This window comes from Psychrobacter okhotskensis (genome assembly GCF_013248965.1).
Taxonomy (GTDB): domain Bacteria; phylum Pseudomonadota; class Gammaproteobacteria; order Pseudomonadales; family Moraxellaceae; genus Psychrobacter; species Psychrobacter okhotskensis.
The window spans coordinates 22,199-38,923 of sequence record NZ_JABRVQ010000019.1; the positions used below are offsets into that span (position 1 = coordinate 22,199).

General features: G+C 42.6%; 15 protein-coding genes. 2 read left to right on the plus strand and 13 right to left on the minus strand.

What is annotated here, in order from left to right:
- Window positions 1–127 precede the first annotated feature (127 nt).
- The 6 genes from HQR03_RS09885 to queC all read right to left on the minus strand — a co-directional run bounded on the left by HQR03_RS09885 (window position 128) and on the right by queC (window position 6,050).
- Window positions 128–655 carry a peroxiredoxin gene (locus HQR03_RS09885; protein WP_173240053.1) on the minus strand — a complete coding sequence of 176 codons (528 nt, stop codon included), beginning with the start codon at window positions 653–655 and terminating at the stop codon, window positions 128–130.
- Between the two features lie 256 nt (window positions 656–911).
- Entirely contained in the window at window positions 912–2,099 is a 1,188-nt protein-coding gene (locus HQR03_RS09890; RefSeq protein WP_227674993.1) for a mechanosensitive ion channel family protein, read from the minus strand.
- A gap of 116 nt (window positions 2,100–2,215) precedes the next feature.
- Window positions 2,216–3,712 carry a dihydrolipoyl dehydrogenase gene (locus HQR03_RS09895; protein WP_173240055.1) on the minus strand — a complete coding sequence of 499 codons (1,497 nt, stop codon included), beginning with the start codon at window positions 3,710–3,712 and terminating at the stop codon, window positions 2,216–2,218.
- A gap of 130 nt (window positions 3,713–3,842) precedes the next feature.
- On the minus strand, window positions 3,843–4,340 hold the full coding sequence (locus HQR03_RS09900) for a peroxiredoxin (RefSeq protein ID WP_173240056.1): 498 nt from the start codon (window positions 4,338–4,340) through the stop codon (window positions 3,843–3,845).
- A 158-nt stretch (window positions 4,341–4,498) separates the two neighbouring features.
- Complete coding sequence (locus HQR03_RS09905) at window positions 4,499–4,828, minus strand: hypothetical protein (protein ID WP_025651003.1); 330 nt, start codon at window positions 4,826–4,828, stop codon at window positions 4,499–4,501.
- 505 nt (window positions 4,829–5,333) lie between these two features.
- Complete coding sequence (gene queC / locus HQR03_RS09910) at window positions 5,334–6,050, minus strand: 7-cyano-7-deazaguanine synthase QueC (protein ID WP_198015410.1); 717 nt, start codon at window positions 6,048–6,050, stop codon at window positions 5,334–5,336.
- A gap of 487 nt (window positions 6,051–6,537) precedes the next feature.
- Between queC and ttcA the strand changes: the two genes are divergently transcribed.
- On the plus strand, window positions 6,538–7,629 hold the full coding sequence (ttcA, locus tag HQR03_RS09915; RefSeq protein WP_413772491.1) for a tRNA 2-thiocytidine(32) synthetase TtcA: 1,092 nt from the start codon (window positions 6,538–6,540) through the stop codon (window positions 7,627–7,629).
- Between the two features lie 287 nt (window positions 7,630–7,916).
- Here ttcA and HQR03_RS09920 read toward each other — a convergent pair whose 3' ends face one another.
- From HQR03_RS09920 to ccoN, 6 genes are all read right to left on the minus strand, one after another.
- The gene (locus HQR03_RS09920) at window positions 7,917–8,498 is read right to left on the minus strand and encodes a FixH family protein (protein ID WP_173240058.1); all 582 of its coding nucleotides are present in this window, start codon (window positions 8,496–8,498) and stop codon (window positions 7,917–7,919) included.
- A 175-nt stretch (window positions 8,499–8,673) separates the two neighbouring features.
- Entirely contained in the window at window positions 8,674–10,083 is a 1,410-nt protein-coding gene (gene ccoG, locus HQR03_RS09925) for a cytochrome c oxidase accessory protein CcoG (RefSeq protein ID WP_173240059.1), read from the minus strand.
- Window positions 10,084–10,590: 507 nt separating this feature from the next.
- Window positions 10,591–11,730, minus strand: coding sequence for a cytochrome-c oxidase, cbb3-type subunit III (gene ccoP, locus HQR03_RS09930; protein WP_173240060.1), 1,140 nt, complete (start codon window positions 11,728–11,730; stop codon window positions 10,591–10,593).
- Entirely contained in the window at window positions 11,727–11,909 is a 183-nt protein-coding gene (locus HQR03_RS09935; RefSeq protein WP_173240061.1) for a cbb3-type cytochrome oxidase subunit 3, read from the minus strand. The genes ccoP and HQR03_RS09935 overlap by 4 nt, the downstream gene beginning before the upstream one ends.
- The gene (ccoO, locus tag HQR03_RS09940; protein ID WP_173240062.1) at window positions 11,909–12,547 is read right to left on the minus strand and encodes a cytochrome-c oxidase, cbb3-type subunit II; all 639 of its coding nucleotides are present in this window, start codon (window positions 12,545–12,547) and stop codon (window positions 11,909–11,911) included. The genes HQR03_RS09935 and ccoO overlap by 1 nt, the downstream gene beginning before the upstream one ends.
- A gap of 9 nt (window positions 12,548–12,556) precedes the next feature.
- Complete coding sequence (gene ccoN, locus HQR03_RS09945) at window positions 12,557–14,038, minus strand: cytochrome-c oxidase, cbb3-type subunit I (protein ID WP_173240063.1); 1,482 nt, start codon at window positions 14,036–14,038, stop codon at window positions 12,557–12,559.
- 863 nt (window positions 14,039–14,901) lie between these two features.
- Here ccoN and HQR03_RS09950 point away from each other — a divergent pair.
- Complete coding sequence (locus HQR03_RS09950) at window positions 14,902–15,291, plus strand: SCP2 sterol-binding domain-containing protein (protein WP_173240064.1); 390 nt, start codon at window positions 14,902–14,904, stop codon at window positions 15,289–15,291.
- A 321-nt stretch (window positions 15,292–15,612) separates the two neighbouring features.
- On the opposite strand, the gene HQR03_RS09955 is transcribed toward HQR03_RS09950, so the two are convergent.
- Window positions 15,613–16,593, minus strand: coding sequence for a hypothetical protein (locus HQR03_RS09955; RefSeq protein WP_173240065.1), 981 nt, complete (start codon window positions 16,591–16,593; stop codon window positions 15,613–15,615).
- Between the last annotated feature and the right edge of the window lie 132 nt (window positions 16,594–16,725).

Consider the following 16,725-nt stretch of genomic DNA (forward strand, 5'->3'; position numbering starts at 1 on the left):
AGCCCTTATGTTCAAAGACTATGCAGTTTGGTAGTTTGGCAGTTCGACAGTATTCGAGCCTCAGTATTTGAGTATCTATCGACTTCTGACAATAGAAGTCAAGAGCCAATGTACTTAAGCATTGTGATTAAGCGTTACTTTTCAAATAATTTAACATAGTGTCTGCATCTGATACTTCAAATGGGTCTATTGGACAGTTGTCGCCGAAATCAGCTTCCTTAAACACTTTTTTGATGGCTTTGTTGTCGACAAGCATCGAATAACGCCATGAGCGCATACCAAAGCCAAGATTACTCTTATCAACCAGCATGCCCATTTTACGAGTGAACTCACCATTGCCATCAGGCAGCAAAAAAACGTTTTCACGGTTCTGCTTTAGGCCCCACTGGTACATGACAAAAGCATCGTTGACAGAAACGCAAACGACTTCATCTATACCTAACGCTTTGAACTCATCATAAAGCTCCTCATAACGAGGGAGATGGCTGGTCGAACACGTTGGCGTAAAGGCACCTGGTAGTGAGAACACGACCACTTTTTTATTGGCAAATAACTCATCTGTGGTGAGGTCATACCATGTGAATGGGTTGTCTCCTCCGATAGATTCATCACGAACACGAGTTTTAAAAGTCATATCAGGTACATGGGTAATCATTATTTACTCCGATTTAGGTTATTGTCTTTTGTTTTCAAAATGCTGCAGTTATATGATAATAGTTATAGTAATCCATAAGCAAATCTTTAGGCTTATATTCACAAGATAAGCTATCAAAATATATGAGATTTTTTTAGACTTTGCAAGCTACGCTAGCTGCTTTGGCCATATTCTAGAGAGCCATGTTTGGAGTGGTCTCTGTCGCTTAAAGCTTTTGAGCTTACGTTTCCAGATTAGGGACACCCCTTAATAAACGTTATTTATTACCCTTGGTTAGCGGTAGTTTTTCTGATACTACCTGCGTTGTAGTCGCAAAAGGTTTGGTCGCGATAGGATAATCCACGTCTTTTGGCATCAGCAGGCGCATATGCGGATAAGGGGTGGATATATTGGCCGCATCAAAGGCACGCTTGATATCTTCTCTTAGACCTTCTTTAATCTTGGGCATACGCGCAACAGCGGCCGGTTTTACCCAAAAACGCACGATAAAGAATACCCCATATTCGCCAATTTCATCGACGGTTGCTGAGGTTTCAGGACGATTAAGCACCACGTCATTGTCGGTAAGTACCTGCAAAATCTCTTTGCGGGCGTTATCAATGTCATCTTCAAACGCAATACGCACACGGACATCAAAGCGGATAAAGTTTTTTGAGGTTAGATTGGTTACCTCAGAGGAGGCGACGTTGGAGTTTGGAATAATGACAGTGATGTTGTCTCGAGTCAAAACGTGAGTGGTACGTAGGGCAATCACCACCACACGACCTTCATTATCATTGATATTAACCCAGTCGCCTACTTGAAAGGACTGCTCAAGCAAGATCGTAATGCCAGCGATAAAGTTGGCAAGCGTCGATTGGGCAGCAAAACCAACTGCTAAACCAGCGATACCGAGACCTGCTACTAAAGACACAATATCAAAGCCAAACTGCGCCATGACGCTGGCAAGCCCCAATACCAACAATAATACCGACAAGATGTTTTTAAGCAGCTGCTCAATAGAGGCATTGAGGCCGTAATGCTGCAATACTTTGTGAATGATTTGTCCAGAAGACGTCCACAGCACGTAATAGATGCCCGCCCAAGTACTGGCCTTAGCCGTGGCTTTGATCGTCTCTGGTTCAAAGCTAATCTGACTCATAATGGCAATCAAGCTGGCAACGATCCAAATATAACGCAAAACTGAGCGCACTATTTTTGACCGGCGTTCATTCAGACGGATTCGGGATTTGCTTTTTTTGACAATATAAATAGCCAACCAATAAAAAAACCCTAATACCGCAAGCAGTATCAGGATTTTAATACCCGTGCTGGTCAGCTCTACCGCTTGCGACGTCCAATCGAATGACTCCTCATCGATTGAGCCGCCGAGAGCAAGGTAAAGGCTAGTATGTAAGTCACGAATGATCTCTTGAAAAAACTCGGTAATACTAGCGATTGCCATTGTGTCGTCCATGCAAAGTGTTTTTAGATGACCTCAAGTCGTGACAATCAATACAACACGACATGAGCGAAGATTGGTACTAAGCATAATGTTTAAAAGCGCTACTATTTAGGTTATTAAGAAGTGCTTTCTTGAGTGTCCTGAGACTGAAAAGGTATCTTCATTTTGTGTTGGACATCGCGTAGCGCGGTACGCAAACCTTCTAGGATAGTCGGATGATAAAAAGGCGTGTCCAGTAATTGCTTAATACTTAAGTCATTGGTGATAGCAACCGCCAATATATGACCGATATATTCGGCATCGGGACCGACCATGCTCGCACCTAGGATTCTGTCTGTTTTTTTGCAGCCATAGATATGTAGCAGGCCACAGTTGACGCCCATGACTCTGCTGCGTCCTTGGTTGTCGAAACTCACGCTGCCAACCACGTGTTCTAGCTCTTCATCCTCTTCTATTTCGGGGAGAGACTTACCGACGTTGATGATTTGTGGCGAACAAAATACGATAGAGAAGGGTACAGCTGGTGGGCGAATATAAGCATTTTTTACATTGTCACAGACCATATTGCCCGCACTAAATCCTTCATCACTGGCCACATGCAGCAGTGGAATATGGGCATTGGCATCGCCAACGATAAAGACATTTAAATCACCAATTTGACCGGTCTTTTTACTCAGATTCTTTGGACGATTTTTGTCATCGAGCTCAACCCCTAGGTTTTCAACGCCTAACTGCTCAATACTATTACGGCGACCCGTCGCAACCAGTACATATTCACCTTGCCACTGCTGTGTCTCACCTGCGCTGTCTTCATAATCAATAAAGGCGAGCGCTCCTTGACTACCTTTAGCCGCTTGCGTGCCAATATCGTTGATTTTACTGCCCAAGTGCATCGTCAACTCACGGCTTAAGCAGTCGATGGCTTTATTACTAATGTCTGAGTCTTTCAGTCCGGCTACCTTTTTAACACGGTTAAATAGTGTCACATCTACACCCAAGCGATTAAATGCTTGTGCAAGCTCTAAACCAATAGCACCAGCGCCAACCACCGCCATAGATTTTGGTAAATCTGGTAGCTCAAAAACGGTATCAGACGTCAGTAAAGTCTCGCCCAGTTTATCGGCCCAACCTTCTGGAATAAAAGGAGAGCTGCCAGTGGCCACGATGATTTTATCTGCTTCAATCACCTCGTCATTGACCTCAATGAGACCTTGCTCATTGATATGAGCGCGACCCGCTATTTTTTTGTGGTCAGGCCAGCTATCGACTTGTTTTTCAATATAGCTTTCAAAATGACTGCGCTCAGTACGGACGCGTTCCATGACTTGTTTGCCATTTATCTGAGCGCTGCCATGAATCCCAAATTCCGCAGAGTGATTGGCATCATGAGCGCGGTCGGCTGCGGCAATGAGCAGTTTGCTGGGCATACAACCGACCGCAATACAGGTGGTCGTCCAAAAGCCATCATTAATAATGACGATATCATCTTTGGTTTTACTGGCTTGGCGAAAGGCATTCTGTCCTGCTGTCCCTGCGCCAATGACGGCAACCGATACCTTGCGCGTGACTTGATGGTATGTACTAGCGGCAGTGCTGTCTGACTGGTTATTCATATTATTCTCAAATAGTTATATTTTATATGATGTGAGTGACTGATAAGATGTTGGCTTTTAATCGTTTGTGCTTAGCGTCTCAATAAGCGCTATTCTATGACGATGTTAGTGCCAATAACCATAATAAAAGTTATGGCGCTAACATCGTCAGTAAGCGCTCAGTATAGTCTTTAGCACGTAGATTACGCTGCGCATGAGTAAGATTGCCGTCTTTGTCAAATACGAAGGCCGAGCGTACCAGACCTAACGTAATCTTACCGTACATGTTCTTTTCTTTAATGACGTCAAAGTACTGGCATAGCTTTTCGTCGTTATCACTGATCAGTGGAATCTGTAAATCATATTTTGCGATAAATTTTTCATGAGATTCGGCACTATCGCGGGACACCCCAACGATATCATAGCCTAAGCCATCGAACTCATTAATGTGCGCTGTGAACTCTGTCGCTTGTGTGGTGCAACCTGGAGTATTGTCTTTTGGATAAAAATAAAGGATCAGTCCTTTGTCAGTATGAGCAACCAAGTCTTTTAAGCTAATATCATCATGAATAAAGTGACCATCTAGCTCACGTACCATTGTCACTGGGAAGTCGGGCAGGGCAATAGTCTCTGTGGTTGGCTTAGCCATGGTAAAATCCTTAATTGTTTTATGGTTTTTTTAGATTATGGTGCTCTTATTATAGGCAGATTAGCAGAAATAAATACTCAGTTTTACACTTCACTTATTCATTCGCAACAAAAAAGACTGGCCATTGCCAGTCTTTTTTGTATTAACCCATTTATTGCTTATGCAGGTTTTTGTGGTTGCTTTAAGTCTAGGCCAACAGTGCATTGCTGCAAGTCTTTTTGCATTTTCTTTACATAGGGTAGGCCTGACGGGTCTTTTTTGTCTTGGGCATAGCTCTCAATTTCCCACATTTGACCGATTGTCATGTTGCTACGGACATCAATAGTGCAATTGCATAGCTTGGTCGCGTTGCTCTTGTCAGCGACTTTATACTTGACGGCACCGCTCACGCAAGTATTGATATTGTTTTGCTTAATATCGATAGCATTGGCTTGTGGCATGGCAAACAGCGCAGCGAGGGCTAGGGGTAATACGGGCAATAACTTCATAAATATCCTCTCAAAGGTGGCGGCAATTTTGTAGATTTTTACGCAGAGCAAAATAAAATGACGGTAGATAAAAAATGGAGATAAATAGCACTTTTTCTCTACCATTTGTCTATTTAATGACAAATATAATCGTTCATACCATAGCAAGTATCACAATTAAAATACAACGGCGGCGTGCTGTGTTAATGCAAGCGAATGTTTCGCTAATGTTTAGTCATGGCGTCCGCTGCTATAGTCGAGGCAATTTTGAGTCAGTACAAAGCAACTGAGCACAGATATGACAATAGTAAATCATGCGAGGTTATCACCGTACCAATTTACAAATGCTTTGGTTATATATAGTCGATACTAAATAGAGTAGAGACACAACATGAAGGTGTGTGACTGTTACAAATTTTTCTTGCTTGCTGTGCCTACGCAGACAGAGGCGGCAAAAAATTTATATCAGTCACGCTGTATCTTTTTTATATTGACCTGACTATAACCCATATAACCAATCCAAGCGCTAAGATTGATAATGGGTGGGATCAGCGACACCTGCTTGGGCAAACCCTTGACGACGTAAGGTGCAGCTGTCGCAAACGCCGCAGGCAAGACCGTTGGCATCGGCTTGGTAGCAAGAAATCGTCTGGCCATAATCGACACCCAATGACAGCCCAAGCTCAATGGTCTTCGCTTTGGATAACTGCTGCAATGGCGTCTGAATGGTTAGATGATGACCAGTCACACCCGCTTTAGTCGCTAGATTCGCCATGTGCTCGAAAGCGGCGATGTATTCAGGGCGACAATCTGGATAGCCAGAATAGTCGACTGAGCTGACGCCAATGACGATATGGTTGGCATCGATGACTTCAGCGACGGCTAGGGCATAAGATAAGAATATGGTATTGCGTGCAGGCACATAAGTGTTTGGAATGGCATCGTTATCAATCTCATCGCGTTTCTTATTAGGGAACTTCTCTGCATCTCCGTCAGGAACGATCATGCTGTGATCGGTCAATGATGAGCCGCCCAACTGAGCGATATCAATATCGATAATACGATGATTGACCGCGGCTGTTTCTGCGATACTTTTTGCGGCGACAAGCTCACTATTGTGACGCTGACCATAGTTGAAGCTGACCGCAGTAACCGACGCATAACGCGCCTTGGCCCAATATAAGCAAGTCACTGAATCGAGACCACCAGACAGTAGCACAACAGCATTTTGGCTTTTATGCAGTGTTGTTAAGCGCTCATCGGCTGTTTGATTTTGGGCGTTGGCTGGTGTGGTAGCGTTAGTCATAGTGTTGTCTATTATTGATTGGCGAAAAACGGCTATTTTAGCAAAAATACGGCTATTACAGAACCATAAAGGCGATAAGATTTTGTCCCTCGCATCGATTTTCACTACATTCTATGATTGTTTGCCCACAACGATAGCATTTATGCTAATAATTTAGCCTCATCTTTTCAATACCTTAGTGATTTTTGTTATAATCGCTGCGGCTTTTAGCGTCTCACTCGTGTGTCACTATTAATATTGAGACGCCTTCTGTTTTATAGCTTGCTTTATAGTCACATCATTATAGTCACATCATCCTTGCAAAGATATTGAGTAATTTATGACCGCAGCGACCTTGTTTACACCAACATTCCCTCCTCAATTTAACGAGTTGTCTACCAATGCTGACTTCGATAATCATTCTTTAGAGACTGATAGACATAGTATGGAATACGATGAGGTGAACGACGAGCTCAATGATGCTATGGACGTGGCAGCTGATAGTGAGCATGCTGGTGTTGACTATGGCAGTGCTGAGCAATTGGCTGACGAACAAGCACTGACAGAAACAGCGATATTTCGCAAACTACAAAAAAAGCTGCGCCGCCAAGTATCTTGGGCGATTCGTGACTTCAATATGATTGAAGATGGCGATGTGGTGATGGTTTGCGTGTCAGGTGGTAAGGACAGTTATACATTGCTTGATATTTTATTGCTGCTAAAACGTATTGCGCCGATCAACTTTGATATCGTCGCGGTCAACCTTGATCAAAAGCAGCCCGGTTATCCTGAGGATATTTTGCCAGCGTATCTGAACGAGCAGGGCATTGCTCATTATATTTTAGAAAAAGATACTTATAGTATCGTCAAAAGCGTGGTGCCAGAAGGCAAGACTTATTGCTCAGCATGTTCGCGTTTGCGTCGTGGCTCGTTATACGGTTTTGCCAAGCAGATTGGCGCGACCAAAATTGCCCTTGGTCATCACCGTGACGACATGCTCGCGACTTTCTTTTTGAACTTATTTCATGGCGGCGCGCTAAAATCGATGCCGCCAAAATTGCTCAGCGACGACAAGCAAAACATGCTCATTCGCCCTTTGGCATACGTTGAAGAAAAAGACATCATTGAATACGCACGCCTCAAAGCGTTTCCGATTATCCCGTGCAACTTATGTGGTAGCCAGACCAATCTACAGCGCGCTATTATTAATGACATGCTACGCGAATGGGATAATGCTCATCCGCAGCGTTTGGCCTCTATCTTTAAGGCCATGCAAAACGTTGCTCCTTCACAATTAGCAGACCGTGAGTTATTCGATTTTGAACACTTAAGTCTCGACCGTGACGACAATGAGCGCTTATTTGAAGGGGATAATATTCAAGCAGGGCAGACAGATAGCTTGGCTGACATCGGCCTACCAGTCGCGCCAAAAACGCAAACTTTTAATCCAAAGTTTGCTAGTAAGCAACAGACAGACAAAGCGATAGAAAGCAGTCGACCAACACAGAAGATTCCAACGATCAACCCTGTTATCTAGTGGTCTGTTTTATTGAAGGGAATTTGGAAAGATTGCTGACTATGGTCAAAATATCCTAAAAGCGCGAAGATATTGCTGATATCAGTGTTTCGTAGCCTCTATCTGCGCAGGCACAGCAAGTCAGAAAAATGGATATCAGCAGTGCGTTATGGTTCGATATTACTTTTCATTGACTATAGCTAAATGATAACAATAAAAAAACCAGCTCATTATTGATTAATGGCTGGTTTTTTTATGTCTTAATAAGTTGATTATTCGCTGAATATACGAAATCTAATTTATATAAATTAACTTTCTGCAAAGACCGGTAGCGGGTCAAAACTAACCTCTGAACGTGGTAATTTCGCCACATCTTGCATACGCCAATCGTCTTTGCCTTCATTACTCACTTGCAAATAATACTTGGCTTTTACCGGATCAATATCTGCTTTGGCAGTGTATTTATTGCCTTCTTGATGCTGTAGCACCACATCACGATCTTTTTTAATGTCGGTGGCATGCGAAATCGATAAATCCAAGGTATCTGGATAAGTAATTGGTGTGCCATTAAGCAACTTACCTGACTGCAGGCTCTGTTCAGGATAATTTAAATAAAACACAATATTGCCATTATCGGCAAATTGCATTTTGCCATGCAGGTCCAAATCATAAGTTAGCTTATCACGTGACACGTCATGATAGAGCGTCTTGCCATCCATATACCAGTCGTCACGAACCACACTGTCACGAATCTGGTAGGAGTAATAAACAAACCAGAGGCAAGCAATCACCACAAAGGCTGGCATGCCAATCACAAAGATAACCACCATATAGTTTTTATACCATGGCTGGCTATCTTGATGCTTAAAGTTCGGTGCTGGAGTAGACATAAAATACCTATTAATCAAATAGCTGTTCATAGACATCTGGTTATCAGATAGCTATACAGTGGTATCGACAGATAAATTGACGGCTAATGCCTGTCAGTTTAATGATAATGTACAACCCGCTTGCCGATGACGAACGGGTAAAATATATAAATCTAGACGTAACAGACTCAAGTGTTTACTGACCTTGGGTAGTAAAGACGTTTTGTTTGCTGACCATATACTTGCCATCATTACTATTCACATTTAGGGTAACCGGTGTTTGACCAGATTCAACGACATCAGGATCACCATAAATACTGACAGGCATGTCAAAGCTTTCACCCGCTTCTAATGGTACATCGTTAAAACGCAATTCTAAACTCAGGCCTTCTTGCGGGGCAAGGGTTATCTTATAGGTATGCGGTTCTTGGGTTTTATTGGTTAGCTTGACGATATAGCTGTTTTCAATCATACCTTGAGTGTTGATCGACGATAACTGGTTGCGGTCACGGCGAATGTCAATCTCTAGAGGTACGCGATCGGTCAAGGCATAAACAACACCACCACAAAGTACAGTCAGTAAGGTTAAATAGGCAAAAAAGCGTGGGCGTAGCACTCGACTTTTCTCTTTCTCTGCCAGTTGCCGTTCTGTGGTATAGCGAATCAAACCACGAGGATAACCGACCTTATCCATGACTTCATTACAGGCATCGACGCACGCAGCACACTGAATACAAGCCACTTGTAAGCCATCACGAATATCGATACCAGTCGGGCAGACCTGCACACACATGGTACATTCAATGCAGTCGCCCAGGTGCTCTGGATTTGTGCCTTTTTTACGGGCACCGCGAGGCTCACCGCGCTCATAATCATAGGAGACAATGAGTGTATCTTTATCAAACATGACGCTTTGAAAGCGACCATAAGGGCAGATCTGAACACACATCTGCTCACGCATGTAGCCAGCATTTACATAGGTAGAAAAGGCAAAGATAAAGACCGATACCCAAATCCACGTAGGCCAATCAGGGAAGGGAATGGCGCCTATCATCTGCCAGCTATGATATAAGCTGTCGGTGCCAGAGACGTAGCTGACGAAAGTAGTCGCCGTAATCATTGAAAAAACAAACCAAATAGAATATACCAAACCACGTTTAAAAGCTTTTTTTGCACTCATTGGTTCTTTATCGAACTTCATGCGCTTATTACGGTCACCAATCACCCATTTTTCAACATACTGATATAGATGTGTCCAGATCGTTTGGGGACACGCATAGCCACACCATACCCGACCAGCGTACACCGTTACCATAAACAAGGTAAAAGCGGCGATCAGCGCAAACGCAGCAATGAAATAAAAATCCTGAGTCAAAAAGGTCATACCAAAAATATAGTAATGCTGCGAGGGCACATCAAACCATATTGCCTGCCTATCATTATAACGCAGCCATGGCAGTAACAAAAACAGCGCCAAAAAGGCATACATACTAACGACGCGGATATTTTGATAAAAACCCGTGATAAATCGAGGATGAATACGATGCTTGGTGGCATCAAGATCAATCTGCTGTACAGGGATTTTATTGGGTTGTGGTGCTGACATAAACGTGCCTCTTTAAAAAAAGAATCAGTCTGCTGGCATGATGAACAAACACCTATAATAAAAAGATGTTGGAATGTGCGATGTTATCAATGTCAGTAAGTAGCTGAGTAGGATAATCACTGTAAAAAACAGCGAACCCTGCTACCAAATGAGCGATTGTAAATAGCCAATTACGATTGAACCACTCATACTAAAAATAGCGACAGATAAGTGGTGTTTAAGTTTTGCTATTTTAACATTCTCCCTACTATAAATGGGGTGATAATGTTAAAACACAATCATTATATAAGAATAATAAATGTCATGTAGTGATATAAAATAAACTGGTCGGCATAGAGGTGCAAGTGCAAGTAATTGGCCAAATAAAGCGAATATTATGACAAGGATAATGAGGTCATTAACTCAACACCTTTAGCACAACAGCCAAACAAAAGGGAGAACTGCAATAACAGTCCTCCCTTTTTTCTATCTTATCCATTTATCGTATCAAGAATGACTAAATCAATCTTAGTTAACAGTAGCTGCTGCTTCGTTCGGCGCAGTAGCAGTAACTGGTAGCGCTTGAGCGGCTTTAGCGGGCTTGTCTGATAAAGAGTAAATATAAGCAGCAAGTAGCATGATACGCTCATTACCTAGCTTGGTTTCCCACTGCGGCATAACACCAGCACGACCATAACGTAGTGTATTTCGTACCGTTTCGCGATCGCCGCCATACAGCCAGATATTATCAGTCAAGTTAGGTGCACCTGCTGAGATCATTCCTTTACCATCTTTATCATGGCACAAGGCACAATTTTGCTGAAAGATTGCACTGCCTTGAGCGACCAAAGTTTGATCGAGCTTGCCGTTATCTTTGCTACCGTTGTTAGCAGATAGTGATAGTACATACTCTGATGCCGCACGCACACCATCTTCACCAATCTGATCACGCCATGCTGGCATGCCACCAACGCGACCATTATGTAGTGTGGTCAAGATATTTTGTGCTTCACCACCGTACAGCCAGTCGTTATCAGTCAAGTTGGGATAACCTGTTGCTCCTTTCGCATTAGAGCCATGGCATACCGAGCAGTTCTGTAAAAACAAACGGCTACCGACCTTTAGAGCGTTCGGATTTTCAGATAGCTTTTCGACGTAAGGGGCAAGCTCTGCAATTTTTCCATCGATCTGCGTTTGCAAATCTGCAGGTGGCGTCTCACTACGGCGCATAGTTGCTTGCAATTCATTAAGCGTACCTAACGTTTGGGTAGCTTCAGCAGCGTTTGCTTTAACCAAAATACTTTTTTCAAAGTTATCCGTAAAGACTTTGTTATTCTTTTCAAGCTCACTAGCTAATTCAGTGTGTGAGGTCCAAGCAACGGTTTCGCCGTCAACTTCTACAGTCGCGATACCATCCCAATGCTTGGGGAACATTGCTGGAAAAAATATCCAATAGGCTATTGCCCAAACAATTGAGCCAAAGAATATTACTAACCACCATTTAGGCAGCGGTTTGTCGTATTCTGTGATACCGTCATACTCATGACCAGTGGTGCCGTCTTCCTCTACTTCTGGTTTAAACTTCAACACCATTAATAAGACACCTAGAATAAAAAGCCAACAGGCGAAACTTAGTATGGTAATCCAAGAACTCCAAAAAAATGTCATTTTTTATCCTTATTGCGCCACTCTTCAGATGAGGTGCGTTGCTCCTCATCATCAAGCGCAAGTTGTGCATCTTCTTCGAAGCGTTTTTTGTTTTTTGGCGAATACGCCCACCATGCAAGGGCTACAAAAGCCACAAAGGCAGAAACGGTTCCAAGTATCTGTAATTCAACAAGCCCCATTAGCGCTGTCCTTCCATTGCCGTACCTAACTGTTGCAGATAGGCAACCAGAGCATCAAGCTCAGTCGCCCCTAGAACAGCATCAGGAGCACCTTCGATGTCCTCTTCAGTGTAAGGAACACCAAACCGGTCACGGAATAAACGCATCTTAGTTTGAACGTTTGTACCGTTGACTTCGTTAGTCGCAAGCCAAGGGAATCCTGGCATAACTGACTCAGGAACTAATGAACGTGGATCAATAAGATGCTGTTTTTGCCAATCTTCTGAATAGCGACCACCAACACGTGCTAGATCAGGTCCAGTACGCTTAGAACCCCATAAGAACGGGTGATCCCATGTTGATTCAGCAGCACGTGAATACGGTCCATAACGTTCAACTTCTGCACGTAGCGGACGAACCATCTGAGTGTGACAGACGTGACAACCTTCACGGATATAGATATCACGACCTTCGAATTCAAGTGCAGTCCAAGGCTCCATAGCAGGCAGTGGAGCATTCACACCACCATCTTCAGAACTCTTATTATCATAAATCAGCGGTACAATCTCGACTAGGGTTGCGAAGCTAATAGCAATAACAATACCGATGACCAACAAACCTGTGTTTTTTTCAATAATCTCATGCGGTGTACCAGCCATGATCGCTCCTTATACGTTAGCTGTCGAGGTTTTATCGACACTAGGTTCGTGATCCGTGGGATCAGCGATATCTATAGGTTTACCTTCTGGCATCTTGATCGTACGATAGCAATTATAAGCCATTACGAACATGCCTGATACATACAGCAAACCACCAAAAGCACGACCCATATAGGGAAAATGTGAGAACTCAACCGTATCAACAAAACTATATACTAAAGTACCATCTGGATTAGTAGCCAACCACATCATGCCTTGGCCGATACCTGAAATCCACATTGAGACGATATAGAAGATAGTACCTGCAGTCGCTAGCCAGAAATGGGTGGTGATTAAGCTGATAGAGTACATTTTTGGCTTATTATAAATACGTGGTAGTAAAACGTATAATGAACCAATAGTTATCATACCTACCCAGCCAAGCGCACCTGAGTGTACGTGACCAATCGTCCAATCTGTATTATGTGATAATGCGTTTACCGTTTTAATAGCCATCATTGGGCCTTCAAATGTAGACATGGCATAGAATGACAAAGCTACAATCATAAAGCGAATAATCGGATCGGTACGCAATTTATCCCAGCTGCCTGACAAAGTCAGTACACCATTAATCATACCACCCCAAGAAGGTGCGAATAGAATAATAGAAAATACCATCCCTAATGACTGTGTCCAGTCTGGTAGCGCTGAATAATGTAAATGGTGAGCACCAGCCCACATATATGAAGCAATCAATGCCCAAAAGTGAACGATAGACAAGCGGTATGAATAAATAGGACGACCAATCTGCACAGGGACAAAGTAATACATCATTCCCAAGAACGCTACCGTGAGATAAAAGCCTACCGCACCATGTCCCCACCACCACTGCACCATGGCATCAGTTGCGCCACCAAATAGCGAATAAGACTTAAAGGCGCTAACTGGAATAGCCATACTGTTAACAATATGCAATAGTGCAATCGTAATAATAAAGGCTGCAAAGAACCAGTTGGCGACATAGATATGAGAGGTTTTACGCTTGACGAGAGTACCGAAGAAGACGATAGCATAGGATATCCATACCAAAGCAATCAAAATATCAATCGGCCACTCAAGCTCAGCATATTCCTTAGTCGAGGTCAAACCCAGTGGTAGAGTAATAACAGCGGATACGATAACCGCTTGCCATCCCCAAAAGGTAAACCACGCAAGGTAGGGGGCAAATAACCTCGTCTTACAAGTCTTTTGGACAATGTAATAAGAAGTTGCGAATAGGGCACAGCCGCCGAACGCAAAAATAACGGAATTGGTATGCAGTGGTCTTAAACGACTAAATGTTATCCATGGAATGTCAGCATTAAGAGCTGGCCAAACCAACTCTGACGCAATGAACACACCAAGGCTCATGCCGACGATGCCCCATACCAAGGTCATGATAGTAAAAAATCTTACGATAGTGATTTCATACTCACCATCAACTGGGGTGACTGCTGTTTTTTGTAAACTCATTGGATGATTCCTTTACAGCCTGAATGATCAACAGAATTAACTAACTCTCCGCGTTATCTGTAGCAACTAAACCGGTGCAGGCAGATAATCATTGCGGTACATGCTGTTCTTTGACTCATTTATTATCTTAGAGTTATTAACTATCAAGCTAAGCTTCCATTTAGTATCAGTTGATGCAAAGAGGAAGAGGGTAGCGCTAGAAACACGCAGCGCTTACAACCAGTTGATAGTAGGATTGTTAATAACTCGTTAAGGTAAATAAAGAGTGGCACCGTATATAAGCATCAAACATCTAGCGATGTTAAGGATTTATCTTAATTGTTACTAAAAACAACAGTACTAACGAAGATAAATACTGGTATCCATCTGGCAATAAAACGTCATTAACCATTGATGTATGCTAGCGGTGGCTGACAAAAAAACAGGTTAACGTAATGTTTAGTTAAAACTCCCGACTCTGTTTAAGGGTATTGTAACGCAATCCTAATGAAATATCATCAGAACTATGCGGCAAAATACAAACTCTTTGGTAAAACTCTGCGTAGACAACTTATTATTGCACTGCTATTGGCTCATTTTATACCCAATTTCAGAACTATTCTAGAGGCCGAAACAATACGATTTACAAGGTATACTTGTAAAGTACAGGAAAATTTTTGTAACAATTGCAACACTAGCCTTATAAATAGGTTTTACTTATCATCAAATCGCCCTTTATAATGAGATTGAAAAGTATCGATAGTAGATTTTCTACACATTGTTATCATAACGATGGCACAATAACGATTTTAATCACTTGAATACGATTGGGCGGCAGTAATTAATACGGTTAGCCTAGCACCCTATTCATTAAGGACAATAATATGGCAGTTTTTTTGACAGATGCATGGTTCGACGACGTTGAGAAGTTAGGTAGCGAAGCTGGTGAGCTAAATTTGCCACCTGCGCTGGCCAACATGATTATCAATCTAAAAGTGTCTGACACTGATAAGGATATCGAAGCTAACTTTGCTGATGGCCTATTGCATCGCGGCTTGAATGATAGTGCGACGACCACACTATTGCTTGACCGTAGTATTTTGCAGTCTATCATTACCGACTTTGACACCAATGAAATCATGGGTGCATTTATGAGTGGTAAAATTCGCGTCGAAGGCGATATGTCACAACTGATGGCGGTACAAACTGCACGCCCAAGTGCGGAGCAAAAAGAATTGTACAACCGTATTAAATCGATGACGACTATGGCTTAAGCCTAGCATTTCTTTAGTCGATTGTTTTTGATTGGGTTTAAGCTAAACAAAAAAAGCCTCTAATATAGAATTAGGGGCTTTTTTATGGGTGGTAAATAGCAATTGACGATTGTCGCGATAACGGGTTAGGGCATGTCTTCAATCTGAACGAAAGCGAATAAATAAGCCAAAAATAGCCAAATCTTGACAAACTGTGTCAAATAGCTGGTCAATATTTTGATATTATCTGCGCTATTTTCTTTGTTTGGCTACAATTTATTTTATTTTTATCATCATTTTCAAAATGAAGACACGCCCTAGTAATAAAAGCCTATTAACTCATTAGCTGGCTTTTGATTGTGATGTCGCATTTTGTGATTTTTGGTTCTCTTTATAAATGGCTGCTTGTAGCCAGACATTTGCTTGTACATAGTCATGTACTTTAATAGAAGCGGTCTGTGCCGTCTTGAGCGCACCAATACGCACCACGAATGGATCAGCATCTTGCTCGCGCAATATCACCACATCAAATAAAATGATAGGTTTGCTATTAAAGAGTGTCTCTTGCTTGCCAAGCACTTGACCTTGACACCATGCTTCATCTTCTTGTCCCAAAGTATCACCGAACAGATAAGCACACATATGACCCAAATTAATCTCTACAGGGGCCATTTGTTCTTTGGTTTTAGGCTTCCATTCTTTGATTTGCTCTTGTAGATCATCCGGTATTTGACCATCATTGGCGGCGACGATATCGTTAAAGGCACGATGGTAGCGAATGGCTTCTTGATCTTCTACCATAATAACTTCGTGCTGCTCGCTTAGCTTGATTTCATGTGCCCAAGCACTAAAATTCACGAAGTAAGACGTATCGCGTTGATACAAATGACGGTTGGCGGTATAAAGCTGATCAAAGGCATAAATAATACTGCCGTCAGCCGTGCGCAAACGCAGTACTGCGTCGTGTGAGTTGTCGTTGGCAATGATACGCTCGATTTTGCAATGTAGCCCATAAGGACTGTCGACACATGGATAGGCGTTGATAAAGCATTCGGGCTTACCGTCTTTCATCGCCAGCACTTGGTTGATGTGGCAAGGTTGGTCTTCAGATAGCAACAAGCAACTGTCTTTGGCGCTGACGTTGGGGTTGAGACCTTTCGGCATGGCCGCCTTTTCGATCATCTTTTGCAGCCACTCTGGCACATCATGACTCATATCATCGGTTAAAATACGCCAATGATCGGCATGACCGGCAGCTTGCTCGTCAGATAAGGTGATTTTGGTAGGAGATTGGATGTTTTTATATTGATAATTAATGGTCATGAAAATACTCAAACTTAAGTCAGCGATGAGGTTTGGACCTAACGCTGACATTGCTCATCTAGCATCCAATATTTATAATCATTGGTCTAAGATAGCTAGCAATGTCGGCAGTATAGGGTCAGCAAACAACAA